Source organism: Pantoea sp. LMR881, from assembly GCF_027157825.1.
Classification (GTDB): Bacteria; Pseudomonadota; Gammaproteobacteria; order Enterobacterales; family Enterobacteriaceae; genus Pantoea; species Pantoea haifensis.
Genome location: NZ_JAPVOK010000002.1, coordinates 1,389,426 through 1,410,363 on the forward strand (window position 1 = coordinate 1,389,426; position 20,938 = coordinate 1,410,363).

Genomic DNA, 20,938 nt, shown 5'->3' on the forward strand with positions numbered 1-20,938 from the left:
GGTGAGCAATTATTTTGTATAAAATTGGTCTATAAAATGATGCGGAGTTGTTAAATAATTGAGCATTAAAAGTAAGGGTTATTCCTTTCCCTGTTTTTTTTAAGGATACTTCCATCGCTTTTTGTTATATTAATGCCAACTGCTTGTCTGCATTCATGTTTTATCACCCTGCGTAACATCTGTGACACTCTTAGCAAAAGGTGGCAACGCATCTCTGACACATCCTTAAGCTGGTTTACACTGAATAATCCTTCCCGTAAAATGCGCGCACACTTAAACGACAATAGAGCCCTTTGTCATTGAGGTCGTTAAATGAGACTCAGTAAATACAATAAAAGTTTGGGGATTTTGTCATTAATTGCAGGCACTTTATTAATGAGTGGCTGCGATAGTGCCGTGTTAAATCCCAAGGGACAGATTGCACTGGAGCAACGTTCGCTGATACTGACTGCCTTCGGCCTGATGTTGATCGTCGTTATCCCGGCAATCTTGATGGCAGTGTTGTTTGCCTGGAAATATCGGGCGTCTAACACTAATGCGAAGTACAGCCCTAACTGGTCACACTCGAATAAAGTGGAAGCCGTGGTCTGGACCATTCCGATCCTGATCATTCTCTTCCTTAGCGTGCTGACCTGGAAATCAACCCATGCGCTGGAGCCAGGCAAACCGCTGGCATCGGATGTAAAACCGGTTGAGATCGATGTGGTTGCACTGGACTGGAAGTGGTTGTTCATTTACCCAGAACAGGGTATTGCGACTGTGAACCAGATTGCTTTCCCGGCAAATACGCCAGTGAACTTCAAAATCACGTCTAATTCCGTCATGAACTCGTTCTTTATCCCAACACTCGGAAGCCAGATCTATGCAATGGCGGGTATGCAGACCAAATTGCATCTGATCGCTAACGAGCCAGGGACTTTCGACGGTATCTCTTCGAACTTTAGTGGTCGTGGTTTCTCTGGCATGAAGTTTAAAGCCATTGCAACTAAAGACGATGCGGAATTCCAGCAGTGGGTAGCAAAAGTTAAAGCAGCCCCTAACACGCTGACCACAATGGAAGATTTCGAGAAAGTGGCTGTGCCAAGCGAAAATCATCCAGTGGAATATTTCTCTTCAGCGAATCCTGAACTTTTCTTGCAGGTTATCGACAAGTTCAAGATGAGCCACGGGAAAATGGACATGCCTGAGCACGCAGGTATGGACATGAGTCATGCCGCTTCCGCGGGAGCCGAGGAATAATACGATGTTCGGAAAATTAACACTGGATGCAGTACCGTACCATGAGCCAATTATCATGGTTACGGTCGCCGGTATCATTTTAGGTGGTCTGGCGCTGGTTGCTGCGCTCACCTACTTTGGTAAATGGCAATATCTGTGGTCTGAATGGCTGACGTCTGTCGACCACAAAAAACTGGGTATCATGTACGTTATCATGGCATTCGTCATGCTGCTGCGTGGCTTTGCTGATGCAATCATGATGCGTACCCAACAGATGATGGCTTCGGCCGGTGAAGCAGGCATACTCCCTCCGCACCACTACGACCAGATCTTTACCGCGCACGGCGTGATTATGATCTTCTTCGTGGCGATGCCTTTCGTAGTCGGCCTGATGAACATCGCTGTTCCGTTGCAGATTGGTGCACGTGACGTTGCCTTCCCTTTCCTGAATAACCTGAGCTTCTGGTTTACTGCGATCGGTGTGATCCTGGTTAACCTGTCGCTGGGTGTGGGTGAGTTCGCACAGACCGGTTGGCTGGCCTATCCGCCGCTTTCAGGCGCGGAGTACAGCCCTGGGGTCGGGGTCGATTACTGGATCTGGAGTCTCCAGCTCTCTGGTATCGGTACGACGTTAACCGGTATTAACTTCTTCGTGACCATTCTGAAGATGCGTGCACCAGGCATGAGCCTGTTCAAAATGCCGGTATTTACCTGGACTGCGCTGTGCACCAACGTCCTGATCATTGCTGCGTTCCCGGTACTGACCGTTACGCTGGCGCTGTTGACACTTGATCGTTACCTCGGTTTCCATTTCTTTACCAATGATATGGGCGGTAACATGATGATGTACGTCAACCTGATCTGGGTTTGGGGTCATCCGGAAGTGTACATCCTGGTTCTGCCCGTCTTTGGTGTGTTCGCAGAAGTTACCGCGACTTTCTCAAAGAAACGTCTGTTTGGTTATACCTCTCTGGTTTGGGCGACCATCGCCATTACCGTACTGTCGTTTATCGTTTGGTTGCACCACTTCTTCACCATGGGTGCCGGTGCCAACGTTAACGCCTTCTTCGGTATTATGACGATGATCATCGCTATTCCTACCGGGGTTAAAATCTTTAACTGGCTGTTCACCATGTATCAGGGCCGCATCCAGATGCACTCTGCCATGCTGTGGACCGTTGGCTTCCTGGTAACCTTCTCTATCGGGGGTATGACCGGCGTTCTGCTGGCCGTTCCAGGTGCTGACTTTATTCTGCATAACAGCCTGTTCCTGATTGCGCACTTCCATAACGTTATTATCGGTGGTGTGGTGTTTGGTTGTATGGCTGGCGTGACCTACTGGTTCCCGAAAGCTTTCGGCTTCACCCTGAACGAAACCTGGGGCAAACGCGCTTTCTGGTTCTGGATCATCGGCTTCTTCGTTGCCTTTATGCCACTGTACGCGCTGGGCTTCATGGGTATGACCCGTCGCCTTAGCCAGGACATCGATCCACAGTTCCATTCGCTGCTGGTTGTTGCAGCAGTAGGTGCAGGCCTGATTGCGCTGGGTATTATCTGCCAGCTGACCATGTTCTACGTCTCTGTACGTGACCGTAATCAGAACCGCGATCTGACGGGTGATCCGTGGGGCGGTCGTACGCTGGAGTGGGCAACCTCTTCACCGCCACCGTTCTATAACTTTGCTGTTATTCCGCACGTGCATGAGCGTGACGCTTTCTGGGAAATGAAAGAGAAAGGCGAAGCGTACAAGCAACCGGCGAAATATGAAGAAATTCATATGCCGAAAAACAGCGGTGCAGCCCTGATCATCGCTGCCTTCGGTACCGTATTTGGTTTCGCGCTGATCTGGCACATTTGGTGGCTGGTTGGTCTCTCCTTCCTCGGCATGATCGTTACCTGGATCGTGAAGAGCTTCGACGAAGACGTGGATTACTACGTTCAGGTTGCCGAAGTTGAGAAGATTGAGAAACAGCACTTTGACGATATCAGCAAAGCAGGTCTGAAATAATGTCAACTGAAACTCTGATTAAACATCACCACGACGCCCATGCGGAGCATGGGCATCACGATGCAGGAGCCAATAAAGTCTTTGGTTTCTGGATCTACCTGATGAGTGACTGCATTATCTTCGCAACCCTGTTTGCGACCTATGCAGTTATGGTCAACAACACTGCCGGTGGCCCGGCAGGTAAAGATATCTTTGAACTGCCGTTTGTTCTGGTAGAAACCGCCCTGCTGCTGTTGAGCTCCATCACGTACGGCATGGCTGTTATCTCAATGAACAAGGAAAACAAAGGCGCCGTTATCGGTTGGCTGGCGTTGACCTTCCTGTTTGGTCTGGGCTTTATCGGTATGGAAATCTATGAATTCCATCATCTGATTGCTGAAGGCTTTGGCCCCGATCGCAGCGGCTTCCTGTCTGGCTTCTTTACGCTGGTCGGTACCCACGGTCTACACGTAACGTCGGGTCTGGTTTGGATGCTGGTACTGATGTTCCAGATCGCCAAACGTGGCCTGAGCGCCACTAACCGCACGCGTATTATGTGTCTGAGCCTGTTTTGGCACTTCCTGGATGTGGTTTGGATCTGCGTATTTACCGTTGTTTACCTGATGGGGGCCATGTAATGAGTCATTCTGCTGTTAACGAACATGGCGCATCACACGGTAGCGTGAAGTCCTACATGATCGGTTTCATCCTTTCTATCATCCTGACCGGTATTCCGTTCTGGATGGTGATGGATGGCAGTGCATCTCACGGTACCATTCTCGGTGTTGTTCTGGTGTGTGCAGTGGTTCAGGTGCTGGTTCACCTGGTCTACTTCCTGCACTTAGACAGCAAATCTGAGGGTGGCTGGAACATGGTGGCCATTGTGTTCTCGGCGATCATTATCCTGATTGTCGTTGTAGGCTCGCTGTGGATTATGTGGAACCTCAACTACAACATGATGGCCCACTAAAGAGTCGCTCGTAATGATTAAGCAATACCTGCAAGTAACAAAACCAGGAATTATTTTCGGGAATTTAATTTCTGTCATTGGCGGATTTCTGCTGGCTTCCAAAGGCAGCATTGATTACGCCCTGTTTCTCACCTCACTGGTTGGCGTGTCATTAGTGGTTGCATCAGGTTGTGTTTTTAACAACGTGATTGACCGCGACATCGACATCAAGATGGAGAGAACCAGGAATCGAGTGCTGGTAAAAGGCCTCATTTCCGCGAAAGTAAGCCTGATTTATGCCACTGCACTGGGTATTGCTGGCTTTGCGTTGCTCTATTTCGGTGCTAACCCGCTGGCCATGTGGCTGGCGGTCATGGGCTTCGTGGTATATGTCGGCATTTACAGCCTCTACATGAAGCGTAATTCGGTCTACGGTACGCTGATTGGTAGCCTTTCTGGCGCAGCGCCGCCAGTCATTGGCTACTGCGCAGTAACCAACGAATTTGATGCTGGCGCACTGATTCTTCTGGCGATCTTTAGCCTTTGGCAGATGCCGCATTCGTACGCGATTGCGATCTTCCGCTTCAAAGATTACCAGGCAGCAAACATTCCGGTTCTGCCGGTTGTTAAAGGCATTTCTGTGGCGAAAAATCATATTACGCTCTATATTCTGGCGTTCATGATCGCTACGTTAATGCTGACGCTGGGCGGCTACGCTGGCTACAAATATCTGGTGGTGGCTGCGGCAGTGAGCGTGTGGTGGCTCGGAATGGCGTTATCAGGTTACAAAACCTCAAACGATCGCGTTTGGGCGCGTAAACTGTTCGTCTTTTCAATCGTCGCCATCACGGCACTGAGCGTAATGATGTCAGTGGATTTTATGACCCCGGCATCAAAAGACCTGCTGACTTACGTGTGGTAATCAGCACGGCAATGCATGACAAGGGCGCGATTTTCGCGCCCTTTCTTTTGTTACCCTTACTTAAAAACTATTGTTTTACCCGCCCTGCCCCGCTCCTTAGAATAAATGCAGCACATTAACAGAGGTTGGAATGAACGATAATAAAATGACTTCAGTGGAGCTGCGCGCCACATGGGGCCTTGGTACAGTTTTTTCCCTGCGCATGTTGGGAATGTTTATGGTTCTGCCTGTACTGACTACGTACGGCATGGCTTTACAGGGTGCAAGTGAAACTTTAATCGGTCTGGCTATTGGTATTTACGGCTTAGCCCAGGCTCTCTTCCAAATCCCCTTTGGTTTGCTTTCCGATCGTATCGGACGAAAGCCACTCATCGTTGGTGGTCTGCTGCTGTTTGTTTTGGGCAGTATTATTGCTGCAAACAGCGATTCCATTTGGGGCATTATTCTGGGTCGTGCCTTACAAGGTTCTGGCGCAATCGCTGCGGCTGTTATGGCTCTGCTTTCCGATCTGACACGTGAACAAAATCGCACTAAAGCGATGGCCTTTATTGGCATCAGCTTCGGTATCACCTTTGCGATTGCTATGGTGCTTGGGCCGATTGTTACACACGCTTTAGGGTTGCATGCGCTGTTCTGGATGATTGCGATCCTTGCTTCGCTGGGTATCGTGATTACGTTGCTGATTGTTCCTTCCGCCTCGCATCACGTGCTCAACCGTGAATCGGGCATGGTGAAAGGCAGCTTCAGTAAAGTCCTGGCAAACTCCCGCTTACTTAAACTCAACGTCGGTATTTTTTGTCTGCACGTTTTATTGATGTCGAGTTTTGTGGCGCTTCCCGGCCAGTTTGAGCAAGCAGGTTTCCCGGCCGCCGAGCACTGGAAAGTTTATCTCACTACCATGTTGATCGCTTTTGCTGGTGTTATTCCTTTTATCATCTATGCAGAAGTAAAGCGCCGTATGAAACGGGTGTTTGTTGGCTGCGTCGGTATGATTGTTATCGCTGAGATTGTGCTGTGGGGGCAGAAGGCAATTTCTGGACGCTGGTTATCGGCGTGCAGTTGTTCTTTTTCGCCTTTAACCTGATGGAGGCGATTTTACCGTCGCTGGTGAGTAAAGAATCACCGGCTGGCTATAAAGGCACCGCGATGGGATTGTACTCCACCAGCCAGTTTCTCGGCGTTGCGATTGGTGGCAGCATGGGCGGTTGGGTGTTCGGCAACTTTGATGCGCAAACGGTTTTTTTAGTGGGAGCCCTGGTCGCCGCAGTCTGGCTGTTTGTCAGCATGACAATGCAGGAGCCCCTTATGTCAGCAGCCTGCGCATTGTATTGAGTGACGCGGTATTGGCTGCCCCGAATCTTGAAAATCGTCTAAAAGCACAGCCTGGGGTTTCCGCCGTCTTTATCGTGCCAGAAGAAAAGAGTGCTTATATTAAAATTGACAGCAAGGTAACCAGCCGACTTGAGTTAGAAGCTTTACTTGCCGCAATTAACAACAAACCCGGCTTTTGCCGGGTTTGTTGTTAATGGCGATATTTTGGTGACAATATTGCCCGTTTGTCTGCGGGCAAACGGGCAATACCGCTGATATCAGTCGCGGAAGTTTTTGAACTGGAACGGCTGACCCAGATTGCCGCCGCGTACCAGCGCCATCGCGCTTTGTAAGTCATCACGCGATTTGCCCGTTACGCGCAGTGATTCTCCCTGAATCTGAGTCTGCACTTTCAGCTTGCTGTCTTTAATCAGCTTTACCAGTTTCTTCGCTACATCGGTCTCAATGCCCTTTTTCATTTTGGCATCCAGACTCCAGCTTTTACCGCTGTGTTCAATCTCCTCGGGAACATCTAACGCAGCGCCTTCAATACCGCGCTTGAGCATTTTCTCGCGCAAAATATCGACCAGTTGTTTAACCTGAAAATCAGATTCACTGATCACTTTGATGGTTTCATTCTTTTCGTTGAGCTCAAAACTGGCGCTCACGTTGCGGAAATCGAAGCGGGTAGATAATTCACGGTTGGCATTTTCTACCGCGTTACGAACTTCCTGCATATCGACTTCAGAAACGATATCGAAAGATGGCATCTCTTCTTCTCCTGACGCTAAAGTGACATGCATAATACGCGTCTTAAGACGCTAAATAAAATCACCTGGCGCAGAAAGCTATACTTACTGCAAGTCAGTAAAGATTAAAAACGATAAGCCCGCCAGCGGGAGGCTGTATGAAAATTACCGTGTTAGGTTGCGGTGCGTTGGGCCAGGTCTGGCTTACTGCGCTTGCTCGCCAGGGGCACGATGTTCAGGGATGGTTGCGCGTGCCGCAGCCATACTGTTCCGCGAATGTGATTGATCCATCAGGTAACGTGACAAACAAAACGTTTATCGCTAACGACCCGCTGTTTTTAGCAGAAAGTCAGCTCCTGCTGGTTACCCTGAAAGCGACGCAGGTTTCACCGGCCGTAAAAAATCTCGAAAGCGTGTTACCGGATGATTGCCCTGTTTTACTGTTGCATAACGGCATGGGCACGCTTGAAGAGTTAAAAGGTTTAACCCAACCCTTGCTGCGCGGTATCACAACCCATGCCGCAATGCGCGATGGCACCGTAATTAAACATGTCGCGAACGGTATTACGCATATTGGACCGGGAAACCGCAAAAGTGCTGCCTACAGTGACATCGCCGATATTCTTCATCAGGCGCTGCCGGATGTTGCCTGGCACGATAACATCCGTGCGGCCTGCTGGCGTAAACTGGCTGTGAACTGCATCATCAATCCACTCACGGTTGAATATGATTGCCAAAACGGCGCATTACGCGCCCATGCAGCGCAGATCGCCACGTTATGTGAAGAAGTAAGTTGGGTAATGGAGCGTGAGGGCCAGAGTATTGCCAACGACAGCCTGAAAGAGATTGTTTTTGATGTTATTGAAAGCACAGCCGCTAATACCTCTTCGATGTTGCAGGATGTACGCGCCCAGCGACTGACAGAGATTGATTACATTACCGGCTTCCTGCTGCGTCGTGCGCGTGCGCATGGCCGGGTTCTGCCTGAAAATACCCGTCTGTATGATTTAATTAAACGCAAGGAGTTACATTATGACCGCGAACGCATCGGTACTGGTTTGCCTGGCACATGGCAGTGAAGAGACCGAGGCGGTCACCACAATCGATCTGCTGGTACGCGCTGGGCTGAAGGTTGTCACCGCCAGCGTTGAGAGCGACGGTGCCTGCGAGATTGTCTGCTCGCGCGGCGTGCGCCTGCTGGCCGATGCGCCTTTGGTCGAAGTGGCGGATAACGATTATGCTGCTATCGTACTGCCCGGCGGTTTGAAAGGTGCCGAAACCTTTCGCGACAGCCCACTGTTAGTCGAAACGGTGCGCCAGTTCCACCTTTCTGAACGCATTGTTGCCGCTATTTGCGCAGCGGCAGGCACTGTTTTGATTCCACACGATCTCTTTCCGGTCGGCAATATGACCGGTTTCCCCGGTCTGAAATCCACGATTCCGGAAGAAAAATGGATGGAGCGTCGTGTAGTCTGGGATCCGCGCGTCAATTTACTCACCAGCCAGGGGCCAGGCACAGCAATGGATTTCGCCCTGAAGCTAATTGATTTACTGGCAGGAAAAGAGAAAGCGCGTGAGGTCGCTGCACAGCTGGTGCTGGCGGCGGGTATTTATAATTACCAGGAATTTGAGTAATAAAAAGGCGGCATCGTTGCCGCCTTTTTCACTTAAGGTCGATAAACCTTCACGTTTTTGAACCCTTGCTCATGCAGGTAAAGCGCCTGCAAACGGCTCATTACGCCGCGATCGCAATACAACAGCCAGGTTTTGTTCTGATCAAGATCGCCGAATTGCGTGCTGAGCTTATAAAACGGCATCGACTTCACTTCCGTTGCGCTAAGCTGCAACGGCTTATCTTCTTGCTCGTCGAGCGCGCGAATATCCAGCACGATGTCATTGGCACCTAATAACGCAACGGTTTCCACTTCCACAACGTCTTCTTCCGCCTGCTCGGCAATGTCGCGAATATCAACGTTAGTTGCTTCTTCTACTACCCGACGCAGGATATCAAAATCAACGTTCAGCTCTTCCGCTTCGATTTTTCCCTTCACCGCTTTGACCGTTGGGCTTTTAGAAATCACACCGCAGTATTCTGGCATGGTGCGGGCAAAATCTTCCGTGCCGATTTCACGAGCAATTTTGATGATGTGCTCTTTATCATGTGAAATCAGCGGGCGCAGAATCAGCGTATCGGAAGCATTGTCGATTAAACGCAGATTCGTCAGCGTCTGGCTGGATACTTGTCCCAGTGCCTCGCCCGTCACCAGCGCCTGTACGCCGTAACGTTCAGCGACCATCGAGGCAGCACGCACCATCATGCGCTTCAGCACCACACCCATTTGGCCGTCGTCTACTTTATCGAGAATTTCGCCAACCACAGGTTCAAAGTTGATGGCGACGAAACGCACGCGGTGTGAGCGTCCAAAGCGATTCCACAGATAATAAGCGACCTGGCGAACGCCAATTTCATGCGCCGCACCGCCAAGATTAAAGAAGCAATAATGCACGCGACTGCCGCGACGCATCAACATGTAGCTGGAAACACCTGAATCGAAGCCGCCCGAAATCAGCGACAGCACATCTTCCTGCGTACCGACCGGGTAACCGCCGAGACCTTCGTAGCGCGCGGTCACCAGAGTTAAACGGTTCTCTTCCACTTCCAGATTAACCGTCACCTCTGGCTTATTGAGTTGCACTTTTGCGCTCTCAATATGCTGATTCAGGCCACCGCCAACATAGCGTTCCACATCTTGCGAGCTAAAGCTGTGTTTGCCACGGCGCTTAACGCGAACGCAAAATGTTTTGTTTTCCAGACTCGCGCGATACTGCGCCAGCGTCTGTTCGAAAATGTTATGAATATCCGTATATTCACGCTCTTCTACCGCTAATACGTGATGAATACCCGGGATGCGTGTTAACTCATCGGCAATCATTGCCCGCAGCGACTCATCTTTTGAGCGCACTTCAATGTGATCCCAGTGGCGCACTACCGCAATGTCTTCACTGATCGTTTTCAGAACATTGCGAATATTGCTGGCAAGAATCTTAATAAAGCGCAAACGCACCGACTGACTCTTGATGGTGATTTCAGGAAATAACTTGATGATAAACTTCATGGCGACACAGCTTCGTTGGGCAAATAAGTGCTAAAAGAGGCGGCACTTAGCTGGTAAAATCACAAAATTGCAGGCTACGAGGCGCAACCGCATCCGAGGCGCGAGAGTATATCACCTTTGTCCGATGACTGCTTCTGCTACCGCAGTCACATTGATTATTTTGCTAATCATTTCGTCTCAGCTACCATGACCGATTGCGAGATGATTCTTAACCGCGAGTCGACACTAAATTATGCCGAAAAAAGCCGAACAGCCAGCCAGCTTTGAGACGTCATTGCAGCAGCTGGAACAAATCGTCAGCCGTCTGGAAAGTGGCGAGCTGCCGTTGGAAGAGGCGCTGAATGAGTTTGAGCGCGGCGTGCAACTGGCACGTACCGGACAGCAAACATTGCAGCAGGCAGAACAGCGCGTACGCATTTTGCTGAGCGACGATAAAGACGCCGATCTTACCTCTTTCACGCCGGAAAACAGCTAATGGATTTTGCTAACCTGCTCAGCGCCTATCATCAACGGGTGAATGCTGCGCTGACACGCTTCTTAGATCCACTTCCTTTTCAGAGTTCTCCTCTGGTGAATGCCATGCAATATGGGGCATTATTGGGCGGTAAACGCCTGCGCCCTTTTTGGTCTACGCCACCGGCGAGATGCTGAATGCCGAACCGGGCAGTCTGGATGTGCCCGCAGCGGCAGTTGAATGTATTCACGCGTATTCTCTGATTCACGACGATCTTCCTGCAATGGATGACGACGCGTTACGTCGCGGACAACCGACTTGCCACATTAAATATGGTGAAGATACTGCTATTCTGGCAGGCGATGCGTTACAAACGCTGGCGTTTTCCATTCTGGCCGATCAGCCTATGACCGGTATCCATGCGGAATATCGCCTCGCGATGATTTCTGAACTGGCTCAGGCCAGCGGCGTAGCCGGCATGTGCGGTGGTCAGGCGCTTGACCTGGCGGCAGAAGGAAAATCGGTTGATTTAGCCCAGCTGGAACAAATCCATCGTCATAAAACCGGCGCGTTAATTCGCGCTGCGGTGCGTATGGGCGCGTTAGCTGCTGGAGAAAAAGGCCGAGCATTACTGCCCGTGTTGGATCGCTATGCAAACGCCATCGGTTTGGCATTTCAGGTGCAGGATGACATTCTCGATGTGATCGGTGACACAGCTGTTATCGGTAAACGTCAAGGTGCCGATCAGGATTTGGGAAAAAGCACCTATCCTTCCCTGATGGGGCTAAATAATGCCCGCGTAAAAGCACAGGATTTGTATCAAGAGGCGCTCGATGCGCTGGAAATTCTCGCCGCACAATCTTATGACACCACAGCATTACAGGCACTGGCGAGCTTCATAATTGAACGCGACAAATAACTTCCATAATGAGTCTCTGATGAGTTTTGATATTGCTAAATACCCGACACTGGCGCTGGCGAACACGGTTCAGGAGCTGCGCTCTCTGCCGAAAGAGAAATTGCCGGCGCTGTGTGATGAGCTGCGTCAGTATCTGTTAGACAGCGTGAGCCGCTCAAGCGGTCACTTCGCTTCGGGTTTGGGCGTCGTTGAACTGACCGTTGCGCTGCATTATGTCTATAACACGCCGTTTGATCATCTGGTGTGGGACGTGGGCCACCAGGCCTACCCGCACAAAATTTTGACCGGACGTCGCGATCGCATCGGCACCATTCGCCAGAAAAATGGCGTTCATCCTTTCCCTGGCGCGGCGAAAGTGAATATGACGTACTGAGTGTGGGCCACTCTTCTACTTCAATCAGTGCCGGACTCGGTATGGCTGCGGCGGCAGAGCGCGAAGGTCTGGGCCGCCGCACCGCCTGCATCATCGGCGATGGCGCGATCACCGCTGGGATGGCGTTCGAAGCCATGAACCATGCCGGGGATATCAAACCAGACATGCTGGTGATCCTCAACGATAACGAGATGTCGATCTCTGAGAACGTGGGTGCACTGAATAATCGCCTGGCGCAGATTTTGTCGGGAAAAACCTATTCACGCCTGCGTGAAGGCGGCAAGCGAGTGCTGACCGGCCTTCCCCCATCAAAGAGCTGGTGAGACGCACCGAAGAGCATTTGAAAGGCATGGTCGTGCCGGGCACACTGTTTGAAGAGCTGGGCTTTAACTATATTGGCCCCGTTGATGGTCACGATGTGCTGACGCTGGTTAATACCTTGTCCAATATGCGCAGCCTGAAAGGGCCGCAGTTTCTGCACATCATGACCAAAAAGGCAAAGGTTACGCCCCTGCCGAAGAAGATCCGATTACCTGGCACGCAGTACCTAAATTCGATCCCGCCAGCGGTGCGCTGCCTAAGAGTGCCGAAGGATTGCCGAGCTACTCCAAAATATTCGGCAACTGGCTGTGTGAAATGGCGGCTGATGATCCCAAACTGATGGCGATCACGCCTGCGATGCGCGAAGGTTCGGGTATGGTCGGCTTCTCACGCGACTATCCGAAGCAGTATTTTGACGTCGCGATAGCCGAGCAGCACGCCGTTACGTTTGCAGCGGGCATGGCAATTGGCGGTTATAAACCGATTGTGGCGATTTATTCGACTTTCCTGCAGCGCGCTTACGATCAGGTGATCCATGACGTCGCTATCCAGAAACTGCCGGTGCTGTTTGCCATCGATCGCGGCGGTATCGTGGGTGCGGATGGTCAAACGCATCAGGGCGCTTTCGATCTGGCTTATCTGCGCTGCGTACCTGACATGGTCATCATGACGCCAAGCGACGAAAATGAGTGTCGCCAGATGCTTTATACCGGCTATCACTATCAGGATGGCCCAAGCGCGGTACGTTATCCGCGCGGTACGGGCATCGGCACGGCGCTGGAACCGCTGAAGAGTTTGCCACTTGGTAAAGGCATAGTGAAACGTGAGGGTGAAAAGCTCGCGATCCTTAACTTCGGTACGCTGTTGCCTGAAGCTGCTGCTGCGGCTGAAACGCTTAACGCCACACTGGTAGATATGCGTTTCGTGAAACCGCTTGATGAACACCTGATCACTGAGCTGGCGGGTAGCCATGATGCGTTAATCACGCTGGAAGAAGGCGCGATCAAGGGTGGCGCGGGCAGCGGTGTGAATGAATTTATTATGGCTAAGCGTCTGCGCGTGCCGGTTCTGAACCTCGGCCTGCCAGATGAATTTATTCCTCAGGGAACGCAGGAAGAAATCCGTCACGACTATCAACTGGATGCAGAAGGTATCCAGCAGCACATTGCGGCCTGGCTCGCCCAATAATCTCCTTACGTGTCGCTCTTCAGTCGGGGAGCGACACGACTGCTATGATTAATGCTTTCCCGAATTCCCCCTGAATTTGCGCAGGAGCCATCATGAAAACGATCCAACTCGGTACTACCGATCTGCATATTTCGCGTCTTTGCCTGGGTTGTATGACCTTTGGCGAACCAGAACGGGGCAATCATGCCTGGACATTACCTGAAGAGAGCAGCCGTCCGTTAATTCGCCAGGCTCTGGACGCCGGGATTAACTTCTTTGATACTGCAAACAGCTACTCCGATGGCAGCAGCGAAGAGATTGTGGGTCGTGCACTCAAAGATTTTGCCCGCCGCGAAGAGATTGTGGTCGCGACCAAAGTCTATTTTCCGATGAGTAATCTTTCCCAGGGCCTGTCGCGTAAAAATATCCTGCAATCGATCGATGACAGCCTGCAGCGACTCGGCATGGAGTATGTAGATTTACTGCAAATTCACCGCTGGGATTACGACACGCCGCTTGAAGAGACGCTTGAGGCGCTGCATGACGTGGTGAAATCGGGTAAGGCGCGTTATATCGGCGCATCCTCCATGCACGCCAGCCAGTTTGCCCAGGCGCTGGAGATGCAGGATCGCCAAAACTGGTCGCGTTTCGTCAGCATGCAGGATCAATACAATTTGATTCAGCGCGAAGAAGAAAACGAAATGCACCCGCTCTGTCTGGCTGAAAACGTTGCCGTTTTACCCTGGAGTCCGCTGGCGCGAGGCAAACTGACCCGCCCATGGGGGAAACGACAGCGCGTTCAGTCTCTGATGAGGTGACAAAAAAGCTGTATTCATCCACCGAAGAAAATGATGCCGCGATTGCGCAGCGAGTTGAAACCCTCGCCGCCGATAAAGGCGTGAGCCGTGCACAGATCGCGCTGGCGTGGCTACTGCACAAACCGGCAGTAACCGCACCGATCATTGGCGCTTCACGTGCGCAGCAGCTGGACGATTTACTGAAGGCGGTGGAGGTTGAGCTGGATTCAAACGATATTGCCGAGCTGGAAAGTGTCTATCAACCGCATCCGGTGGTGGGATTTGAATAACTGAACAGGCTTGCCGTTATCTCCTCTCCCGGTTGTGGGAGAGGAAACAAAAAATTAAGCCCAGTAATGTCCTGCCCCATATAACATCGCCGCGGCGAGGATCCCGGCAATAATGTCATCTACCATGATCCCCATGCCACCGTGCACGTTGCGATCAAACCAGCGGATTGGCCACGGCTTCCACATATCAAGGATACGAAACAGCACGAAACCTGCAAGCACCCACTGCCAGCTATTCACCGGAATCGCCATCAGCGTGATCCACATACCAATGAACTCATCCCAGACAATACTGCCGTGATCGTGGACCCCCATATCTTTCGCCGTACGGTGACAGAGATAAACGCCTACGCTAATGCCCAGCAACACCACCAGTGAATAAAGGTCCTGGGGTAACCAGGTCATTAGCCACCAGAAGGGAATCGCCGCCAGCGAACCCATGGTGCCCGGCACATAGGGACTCAATCCGCTGCCAAAGCCGGTCGCCAGCAGATGCCAGGGATTGCTCATGCGTAAGCGGCTTTTTGCCAAATCTTTATCGAGCGTCAAAATGGTCAAATCCTTTGTGACTAAAAACCACAGGCTTGCCATCCGTCAGTAATGTCAAACCTTCAGATTCCGCTACCATCTGGCCGATACAGGTATAGGTCACGCCGAGATGCCCAAGTGCCACATCCAGCGCCCCACGGTGTACTTCCGGCACAGTAAAGCACAGTTCGTAATCTTCACCGCCACTCAGCGCCCAGCGCAGCACCTGCTCGGGTTCGAAGTGATCGCGCAGTGCTGACGACAGCGGCAAGGCATCCAGATTAATGCGTGCACCACATCCGCTGGCTTTCAGGATATGGCCGAGATCAGAGATTAAACCATCAGAAAGATCAATTGCCGATGATGCCAAAGGCCGTAACGCCTGGCCCTGCAGAATTCGCGGCATTGGTCGCAAATGGCGCTTGATCAGTGCTTCATGGACGGCGGGATCGTTGATGCGTTTGTGGTGCTGCAATAACGCCAGCCCTGCCGCGCTGTCACCTAACGTGCCGGTGACATAAATCCAGTCACCGGGTTTAGCGCCAGACCGTTTCAGCGCACGCCCCTGCGGCACTAAACCGTGAATACCCAGGGTCAGGCTAAGCGGTCCGCGTGTGGTATCGCCGCCAATAAGCTGCATATCATAATATTCCAGCAGCTCGAACAGGCTTTCACTGAAGGCCGCCAGCCAGGACTCATCAACCTCTGGCAACGTCATCGCCAGCGTCAGCCAGGCTGGATCGGCGCCCATCGCAGCGAGATCGCTCAGATTAACCGCCAGAGCTTTGTAGCCTAAATCGGCAGGATGGATATCACGCAGGAAGTGGACACCCGCCACCAGCGTATCGGTGCTGATTGCCAGCATCTGTTTTTCTGGCACGCTCATAAGCGCACAATCATCACCAATGCCGGTTTCGACATCACGACGGCTGCGCGTTCTGCGATTGAAATAGCGTGCGATGAGTTCAAATTCACCACAAGACATAGTTGCGTTCCGCTTAACCATTCATGAAAAAAAGGCCGGCAAGCCGGCCTTTTTAATTATTTACGATTGGGTCGAATCTGTGGAGCGGCTTTATCCAGCACGCCGTTGACGAATTTATGGCTGTCTTCAGCGCCGAACACTTTTGCCAGCTCAATCCCTTCGTTGATGGCCACTTTATAAGGCACATCATCGCGCTTGCTCAGTTCATACAGCGATATACGCAGGATAGCTTTTTCTACCTGGCCCAGCTCTTCAAGCTGGCGCGACAGGTAAGGTTTCATCAGACCATCCAGATACGCGCTGTTGGTCGCCACACCGGACAGTAGTTCGCGGAAATAGGTAATGTCGACGTCTTTGACGTCTTGTTCCGCCAGAAACTGGTATTCCACATCGGCAATGTCGTTGTTAGACAACTGCCAGGAGTAAAGCGCCTGGACAGCGCACTCACGGGCGCGACGACGAGCAGCAGGTTTCACAAAATTCCCCTTACAAAAATCAGGCTTTGATGGCTTTCAATACGTTAATCATTTCGAGCGCGGTCAGGGCCGCTTCGGCACCTTTATTACCGGCTTTGGTACCAGCACGCTCAATGGCCTGCTCGATGTTTTCGGTGGTCAGCACGCCGAATGCAACCGGAATGTCGCTGTTCATGGCTACGCTGGCAATACCGGAGCTGGCTTCACCCGCAACATATTCAAAATGTGCAGTACCGCCGCGAATGACGGTGCCCAGCGCGATCACAGCATCATATTTAGCGGTTTGAGCCAGTGCACGCGCTGCCAGTGGCAGTTCATAAGCACCCGGAACCCAAACAACGGTGATGTTGTCATCTTTAACCTGGCCGATACGCTTCAGGGCATCGACCGCGCCATCCAGCAGGCTGTCATTAATGAAGTTGTTAAAACGCGCGATAACGATGGCAACACTGGCCTCTGGCGTAGCAACAGCAGCTTCGATAACTTTCATACTTATCCTTTCAGGGGTTTGATTGGCCCCGCGCAGGGGGGCGGATTCTATCATACTCTTCGGCGGCGTGCTCTCGCTTTTCCGCCTTGATTATTGCGGCGTCAGGGTCAGGCGCAAATCATGTCCAACCTGCCGGACATCGCTAAATGAAAACGCTGGCGCATCAGCCAGTTGCTGTAAACCAGGCAGATGGCACAAGCCGCGCCCGCTGTCACCTAACAGTTTTGGCGCAACATACACTATTAATTCATCGACCAGACCGGTTTGCAGCAGTGCGCCTGCTAAGGCTGCGCCCGCCTCTACCCAGACGCTGTTGATTTGGCGCTGACCCAACAGCATCATCATCGCGACCAGATCAAGCTGCTGCTCACGCAGTGGCACCGCAATTTGCGTAACCTTATCCGGCCACGCCTGTTGATCCGGTGTTTGTCGCATCAGCCAGGTTTCGCCCGGTTGTGTAATAAGACGATGCTGCGGCGTGATGCGATTTTGACTGTCGACAATGACCCGCACTGGCTGGCGTAGCGTGGCTTGATCCAGTAAAGATTGCGTCTCTGCGTTAAGCTCTGACCAGCGCACCGTAAGCGAAGGGTCATCAGCTAACACCGTGGCGCTGCTGCTGAGAATAGCCGAGCTTTGCGCACGCAGTCTTTGCACATCGCGGCGTGCATCAGCAGAGGTGATCCACTGGCTTTCCCTGCTGGCCATGGCGGTGCGCCCATCAAGGGAAGCGCCCAGCTTAAGTTGTACCCAGGGAAAACCGGTACGCATGCGCTTCAGGAATCCGCGGTTAAGGGCTTCGGCTTCTGCCATCATTAAGCCGTGGCTGACATCAATGCCCGCCTGATGCAGACGATGCAAACCGCGGCCAGCGACCTGGGGATTTGGATCCTGCATGGCGGCGACGACGCGCGTGATGCCTGCGGCGATTAACGCATCACAGCAGGGAGGTGTGCGTCCGTGATGACTGCAGGGTTCTAAAGTGACGTAAGCCGTTGCGCCGCGCGCTTTGTCTCCGGCCATGCGCAGCGCATGGATTTCGGCGTGTGGCTCTCCGGCGCGTTGATGCCAGCCTTCACCGACAACGTCGCCGTCACGTACGATCACGCACCCCACGTTTGGGTTTGGGGTAGTGGTAAAACGACCGCGCCGCGCCAGTTCCAGCGCGCGCGCCATATAACGTTCGTCCATACGTCAGTCCTGTAAGCGGGCAATCTCTTCGCCAAAGTCACGAATATCTTCGAAGCTGCGATACACCGAAGCAAAGCGTATGTAAGCGACTTTATCGAGTTTTTTAAGCTCGTCCATCACCAGATTACCAATCAGTTTGCTGGGAATTTCACGCTCTCCGGTGGCACGCAGCTGCGTTTTAATATGATTAACGGCGCTCTCCACCGCATCGGCACTCACCGGGCGTTTTTCCAGGGCCTTCATCATGCCGCTGCTGAGTTTGTCTTCATTAAAAGGCTCACGCACGTCGTTGCTTTTTACCACACGCGGCATCACCAGTTCAGCCACCTCAAAAGTGGTAAAACGTTCATGGCATACCAGACACTGACGACGACGACGCACCGACGATCCTTCACTAACCAGACGAGAATCAATCACTTTGGTGTCCACAGCGGAGCAGAATGGGCAATGCATGACGTTTCCTGACGCGAGATAAATTGGCCACATAGTGTAGCGCGAACTGCGAGTCAACAAAATGTATTAGCGTGCCTTTCCGTTAACCCAGCGAGAACCAGACAAAGCCCCAAGTGGAGAGGATAAAAAACCACTACGCTTATAGAGTCGCAAAGCGGCACACAACCAATAACACTTTGGAGGTTCTATGGGTTTGTTTAATTTTGTGAAAGAAGCGGGAGAAAAGTTGTGGGATGCAGTCAGCGGTGGCAGCGACGACCAGAGCAAGAAATTGCAGGAGCACATCAATAAATTAGGCTTACCGGAGAGTGATAAAGTTAACGTGCAGGTCAATGGCGATACCGTTACCGTCAGTGGCGATGGTGTCTCTCAGGAGCTGAAAGAAAAAATTATGGTCGCGGCAGGTAATGTTGCAGGCATTACCAAAGTGGAAGATAACGTAACAGTAACCGATAGCGCGCCGGAAGCTGAACTTTATACCGTGAAAAAAGGCGATACCTTAAGCGCGATCTCTAAGCAGGTTTATGGAAATCCTAATGAATACAATAAGATTTTCGAAGCGAACAAGCCAATGCTGTCGCATCCTGATAAGATTTATCCAGGCCAGGTTTTACGTATTCCAAAATAACCGACAAGGATAAATTATGATCAGGACGGTTTGGGCGCCGATGGTGATGTCTCTGGCATTTCTCAGCGGCTGTAGCAGTACGCCTTCCTCGCCAAAAGTGAATCAACTGCATCAGGAAGTGAACCAGCTTAATCAGCAGATGCAGCATTTGACGACGCAGGCCAGCGCACTGGAAATTCAGGGACAACTCAATAGCCATTCCCAACAGGGCGCATGGTTAGTTCCGCAAGCGAACACGCCGGTGGAACTGCAAACCCAGCTGGGTACGCTGCGCTTGTCATTATCACGTGTTGAGAGTGAAGCCAGCGGTTCACGGGCAAATCTCAATATTCGTGCGACCGGCGATAAACCCGTCCCTGCTCTACGCGCCACGGTGGTGTGGGGGAACTGGACCCCGCCAGCGGTAAGCCTTTAAATGCCGATAGCCTTAGCCAGACTATCGCGGTGCCGTCCGCGTTATTGCCACAAAGCGCAGTTAGCGTTCCGCTGCGCCTCAGCGGCGTATCGCCTGAGCAACTCGGTTATGTACGTGTACATGATGTCACGGGCGAAAACGCCACCCTGACCGTTCCTGTCGCGCAGTAAGCGCAAAAAAGGGCTGCCAGTGGCAGCCCTTTTTCAAATAGCCCGCAGGCTTTTAAGGCAGAATCGAAGGCTGATCGGCACCCTCTTTCTCTACCTTTTGCACCAGCATATGTTCACGCTTCATGCCCAGCTTCAGCGCCAGGGCTGAAGAGACATAAATTGACGAAATCGTACCGATGGTGACACCAATTAACATGGTCAGTGAGAAGCCTTTCAGCAGCGCACCACCAAAGATAAACAGGATCAGGATCATCGCAAGCGTGGTCAGCGAGGTGATCAAGGTACGGCTCAGCGTTTGGGTCAACGACACATTTGTGATGTCGTAAGAGGAACCGCGGCGAATCTTGCGGAAGTTCTCACGAATACGGTCAGAAACTACGATCTTATCGTTGAGTGAATAACCAATCACTGACATCAGCGACGCGACAATCGTCAGGTCGATTTCGATGCGGAACAATGCCAATAGGCCGCAGGTGATGATGACGTCATGCGCCAGCGCCAGCACGGTACCCAGCGCCAGACGCCACTCAAAGCGGAAACCGATGTAGATAAGAATCGCTATCAGTGCTGATAGCAACGCCATTGCACCAGCCTGCGCCAAATCGCTACCAACGCTTGGACCGACAAACTCGATACGCTTCACGGTGGCGTTTTGCTGGGTGGTCTGATTGATCACCGTCACCACTTTATTACCTAACTCGGTACCTGCCGGGCCGGAAACGGGTGCCATGCGAACCATCACGTCACGGCTGCTGCCGAAATTCTGCACCAGCGGCTCATCAAAACCCGCTTTCACTAAATCAGCACGCAAGGTATCGAGATCGGCAGGTTTTTCCAGGTTGATCTCAATCACCGTACCACCAGTGAAATCGAGTCCCCAGTTAAAACCGCGCACACCAACAATCGCAATCGCGGCGATAATCAGCAGACCTGAAATGATAAAAGCCAGTTTATCCCAGCGCATAAAGTCGACGACTTTACGCCCGTGGTTCAACTGCTCAATATTATAGTCCTGTGCCACAACGCACT

The 20,938-nt window shown here is 51.8% G+C and carries 18 protein-coding genes and 5 pseudogenes; 14 read left to right on the forward strand and 9 right to left on the reverse strand.

The annotated features are described in order from the left end of the window. The first annotated feature begins 312 nt into the window (after nucleotides 1-312). The 6 genes and pseudogenes from cyoA to O3W44_RS08455 all read left to right on the forward strand — a co-directional run bounded on the left by cyoA (nucleotide 313) and on the right by O3W44_RS08455 (nucleotide 6,602). Nucleotides 313-1,239 carry a cytochrome o ubiquinol oxidase subunit II gene (gene cyoA / locus O3W44_RS08430; RefSeq protein WP_269292709.1) on the forward strand — a complete coding sequence of 309 codons (927 nt, stop codon included), beginning with the start codon at nucleotides 313-315 and terminating at the stop codon, nucleotides 1,237-1,239. Between the two features lie 4 nt (nucleotides 1,240-1,243). Then, complete coding sequence (gene cyoB, locus O3W44_RS08435; protein ID WP_269292710.1) at nucleotides 1,244-3,226, forward strand: cytochrome o ubiquinol oxidase subunit I; 1,983 nt, start codon at nucleotides 1,244-1,246, stop codon at nucleotides 3,224-3,226. Then, nucleotides 3,226-3,843, forward strand: coding sequence for a cytochrome o ubiquinol oxidase subunit III (locus tag O3W44_RS08440; RefSeq protein WP_269292711.1), 618 nt, complete (start codon nucleotides 3,226-3,228; stop codon nucleotides 3,841-3,843). Before cyoB ends, O3W44_RS08440 begins: the two co-directional genes overlap by 1 nt. After that, a complete protein-coding gene (locus tag O3W44_RS08445; RefSeq protein ID WP_269292712.1) occupies nucleotides 3,843-4,175 on the forward strand; it encodes a cytochrome o ubiquinol oxidase subunit IV in 333 nt (110 codons plus the stop codon). Before O3W44_RS08440 ends, O3W44_RS08445 begins: the two co-directional genes overlap by 1 nt. Nucleotides 4,176-4,188: 13 nt before the next feature. Continuing rightward, nucleotides 4,189-5,076, forward strand: coding sequence for a heme o synthase (cyoE, locus tag O3W44_RS08450; RefSeq protein WP_269292713.1), 888 nt, complete (start codon nucleotides 4,189-4,191; stop codon nucleotides 5,074-5,076). Nucleotides 5,077-5,206: 130 nt separating this feature from the next. After that, nucleotides 5,207-6,602: pseudogene (locus O3W44_RS08455) on the forward strand (MFS transporter). Nucleotides 6,603-6,665: 63 nt separating this feature from the next. Here the strand turns inward: O3W44_RS08455 and O3W44_RS08460 are convergent. Then, nucleotides 6,666-7,157 carry a YajQ family cyclic di-GMP-binding protein gene (locus tag O3W44_RS08460; protein WP_269292714.1) on the reverse strand — a complete coding sequence of 164 codons (492 nt, stop codon included), beginning with the start codon at nucleotides 7,155-7,157 and terminating at the stop codon, nucleotides 6,666-6,668. A 137-nt stretch (nucleotides 7,158-7,294) separates the two neighbouring features. On the opposite strand from O3W44_RS08460, the gene panE reads away from it, so the two are divergent. After that, a complete protein-coding gene (gene panE / locus O3W44_RS08465) occupies nucleotides 7,295-8,215 on the forward strand; it encodes a 2-dehydropantoate 2-reductase (protein WP_269292715.1) in 921 nt (306 codons plus the stop codon). Continuing rightward, nucleotides 8,169-8,771, forward strand: coding sequence for a protein deglycase YajL (gene yajL / locus O3W44_RS08470; protein ID WP_269292716.1), 603 nt, complete (start codon nucleotides 8,169-8,171; stop codon nucleotides 8,769-8,771). The genes panE and yajL overlap by 47 nt, the downstream gene beginning before the upstream one ends. A gap of 32 nt (nucleotides 8,772-8,803) precedes the next feature. Here yajL and thiI read toward each other — a convergent pair whose 3' ends face one another. Further along, the gene (gene thiI / locus O3W44_RS08475) at nucleotides 8,804-10,252 is read right to left on the reverse strand and encodes a tRNA uracil 4-sulfurtransferase ThiI (protein WP_269292717.1); all 1,449 of its coding nucleotides are present in this window, start codon (nucleotides 10,250-10,252) and stop codon (nucleotides 8,804-8,806) included. Between the two features lie 232 nt (nucleotides 10,253-10,484). Between thiI and xseB the strand changes: the two genes are divergently transcribed. The 4 genes and pseudogenes from xseB to O3W44_RS08495 all read left to right on the forward strand — a co-directional run bounded on the left by xseB (nucleotide 10,485) and on the right by O3W44_RS08495 (nucleotide 14,573). After that, entirely contained in the window at nucleotides 10,485-10,727 is a 243-nt protein-coding gene (gene xseB / locus O3W44_RS08480; RefSeq protein ID WP_269292718.1) for an exodeoxyribonuclease VII small subunit, read from the forward strand. Further along, nucleotides 10,727-11,625 (forward strand): annotated as a pseudogene (gene ispA, locus O3W44_RS08485) ((2E,6E)-farnesyl diphosphate synthase). The gene xseB and the pseudogene ispA overlap by 1 nt, the downstream one beginning before the upstream one ends. A gap of 19 nt (nucleotides 11,626-11,644) precedes the next feature. Next, nucleotides 11,645-13,507: pseudogene (dxs, locus tag O3W44_RS08490) on the forward strand (1-deoxy-D-xylulose-5-phosphate synthase). A 152-nt stretch (nucleotides 13,508-13,659) separates the two neighbouring features. After that, a pseudogene (locus O3W44_RS08495) lies at nucleotides 13,660-14,573 on the forward strand (aldo/keto reductase). Between the two features lie 54 nt (nucleotides 14,574-14,627). Here O3W44_RS08495 and pgpA read toward each other — a convergent pair. The 6 genes from pgpA to nrdR all read right to left on the reverse strand — a co-directional run bounded on the left by pgpA (nucleotide 14,628) and on the right by nrdR (nucleotide 18,696). Next, complete coding sequence (pgpA, locus tag O3W44_RS08500; RefSeq protein ID WP_442954621.1) at nucleotides 14,628-15,164, reverse strand: phosphatidylglycerophosphatase A; 537 nt, start codon at nucleotides 15,162-15,164, stop codon at nucleotides 14,628-14,630. Beyond that, nucleotides 15,109-16,086 carry a thiamine-phosphate kinase gene (gene thiL, locus O3W44_RS08505; RefSeq protein ID WP_269292720.1) on the reverse strand — a complete coding sequence of 326 codons (978 nt, stop codon included), beginning with the start codon at nucleotides 16,084-16,086 and terminating at the stop codon, nucleotides 15,109-15,111. Before thiL ends, pgpA begins: the two co-directional genes overlap by 56 nt. A gap of 56 nt (nucleotides 16,087-16,142) precedes the next feature. Next, nucleotides 16,143-16,562, reverse strand: coding sequence for a transcription antitermination factor NusB (nusB, locus tag O3W44_RS08510; RefSeq protein WP_269292721.1), 420 nt, complete (start codon nucleotides 16,560-16,562; stop codon nucleotides 16,143-16,145). Between the two features lie 19 nt (nucleotides 16,563-16,581). After that, complete coding sequence (gene ribH / locus O3W44_RS08515) at nucleotides 16,582-17,052, reverse strand: 6,7-dimethyl-8-ribityllumazine synthase (RefSeq protein ID WP_269292722.1); 471 nt, start codon at nucleotides 17,050-17,052, stop codon at nucleotides 16,582-16,584. Between the two features lie 90 nt (nucleotides 17,053-17,142). Continuing rightward, complete coding sequence (gene ribD, locus O3W44_RS08520; RefSeq protein WP_269292723.1) at nucleotides 17,143-18,243, reverse strand: bifunctional diaminohydroxyphosphoribosylaminopyrimidine deaminase/5-amino-6-(5-phosphoribosylamino)uracil reductase RibD; 1,101 nt, start codon at nucleotides 18,241-18,243, stop codon at nucleotides 17,143-17,145. Nucleotides 18,244-18,246: 3 nt separating this feature from the next. Then, entirely contained in the window at nucleotides 18,247-18,696 is a 450-nt protein-coding gene (gene nrdR, locus O3W44_RS08525; RefSeq protein WP_021185864.1) for a transcriptional regulator NrdR, read from the reverse strand. Between the two features lie 187 nt (nucleotides 18,697-18,883). Between nrdR and lysM the strand changes: the two genes are divergently transcribed. Together lysM and O3W44_RS08535 are read left to right on the forward strand one after the other, a co-directional pair. After that, nucleotides 18,884-19,324, forward strand: a complete 441-nt coding sequence (gene lysM, locus O3W44_RS08530; RefSeq protein WP_269292724.1) for a peptidoglycan-binding protein LysM — start codon at nucleotides 18,884-18,886, stop codon at nucleotides 19,322-19,324. Between the two features lie 16 nt (nucleotides 19,325-19,340). Beyond that, a pseudogene (locus O3W44_RS08535) lies at nucleotides 19,341-19,909 on the forward strand (DUF3251 domain-containing protein). Nucleotides 19,910-19,961: 52 nt separating this feature from the next. Here O3W44_RS08535 and secF read toward each other — a convergent pair. Further along, nucleotides 19,962-20,930 (reverse strand): protein translocase subunit SecF, encoded by a 969-nt coding sequence (gene secF, locus O3W44_RS08540; RefSeq protein ID WP_269292725.1) that lies wholly within the window; start codon nucleotides 20,928-20,930, stop codon nucleotides 19,962-19,964. Between the last annotated feature and the right edge of the window lie 8 nt (nucleotides 20,931-20,938).

Excerpts from the sequence above, each read along its gene's own strand:
- cyoA (WP_269292709.1), top strand. The coding sequence starts at position 313 with ATGAGACTCAGTAAATACAATAAAAGTTTGGGGATTTTGTCATTAATT.
- cyoB (WP_269292710.1), top strand. The coding sequence starts at position 1,244 with ATGTTCGGAAAATTAACACTGGATGCAGTACCGTACCATGAGCCAATT.
- O3W44_RS08440 (WP_269292711.1), top strand. The coding sequence starts at position 3,226 with ATGTCAACTGAAACTCTGATTAAACATCACCACGACGCCCATGCGGAG.
- O3W44_RS08445 (WP_269292712.1), top strand. The coding sequence starts at position 3,843 with ATGAGTCATTCTGCTGTTAACGAACATGGCGCATCACACGGTAGCGTG.
- cyoE (WP_269292713.1), top strand. The coding sequence starts at position 4,189 with ATGATTAAGCAATACCTGCAAGTAACAAAACCAGGAATTATTTTCGGG.
- O3W44_RS08460 (WP_269292714.1), bottom strand. The coding sequence starts at position 7,157 with ATGCCATCTTTCGATATCGTTTCTGAAGTCGATATGCAGGAAGTTCGT.
- panE (WP_269292715.1), top strand. The coding sequence starts at position 7,295 with ATGAAAATTACCGTGTTAGGTTGCGGTGCGTTGGGCCAGGTCTGGCTT.
- yajL (WP_269292716.1), top strand. The coding sequence starts at position 8,169 with ATGACCGCGAACGCATCGGTACTGGTTTGCCTGGCACATGGCAGTGAA.
- thiI (WP_269292717.1), bottom strand. The coding sequence starts at position 10,252 with ATGAAGTTTATCATCAAGTTATTTCCTGAAATCACCATCAAGAGTCAG.
- xseB (WP_269292718.1), top strand. The coding sequence starts at position 10,485 with ATGCCGAAAAAAGCCGAACAGCCAGCCAGCTTTGAGACGTCATTGCAG.
- pgpA (WP_442954621.1), bottom strand. The coding sequence starts at position 15,164 with ATGGCAAGCCTGTGGTTTTTAGTCACAAAGGATTTGACCATTTTGACG.
- thiL (WP_269292720.1), bottom strand. The coding sequence starts at position 16,086 with ATGTCTTGTGGTGAATTTGAACTCATCGCACGCTATTTCAATCGCAGA.
- ribH (WP_269292722.1), bottom strand. The coding sequence starts at position 17,052 with ATGAAAGTTATCGAAGCTGCTGTTGCTACGCCAGAGGCCAGTGTTGCC.
- ribD (WP_269292723.1), bottom strand. The coding sequence starts at position 18,243 with ATGGACGAACGTTATATGGCGCGCGCGCTGGAACTGGCGCGGCGCGGT.
- nrdR (WP_021185864.1), bottom strand. The coding sequence starts at position 18,696 with ATGCATTGCCCATTCTGCTCCGCTGTGGACACCAAAGTGATTGATTCT.
- lysM (WP_269292724.1), top strand. The coding sequence starts at position 18,884 with ATGGGTTTGTTTAATTTTGTGAAAGAAGCGGGAGAAAAGTTGTGGGAT.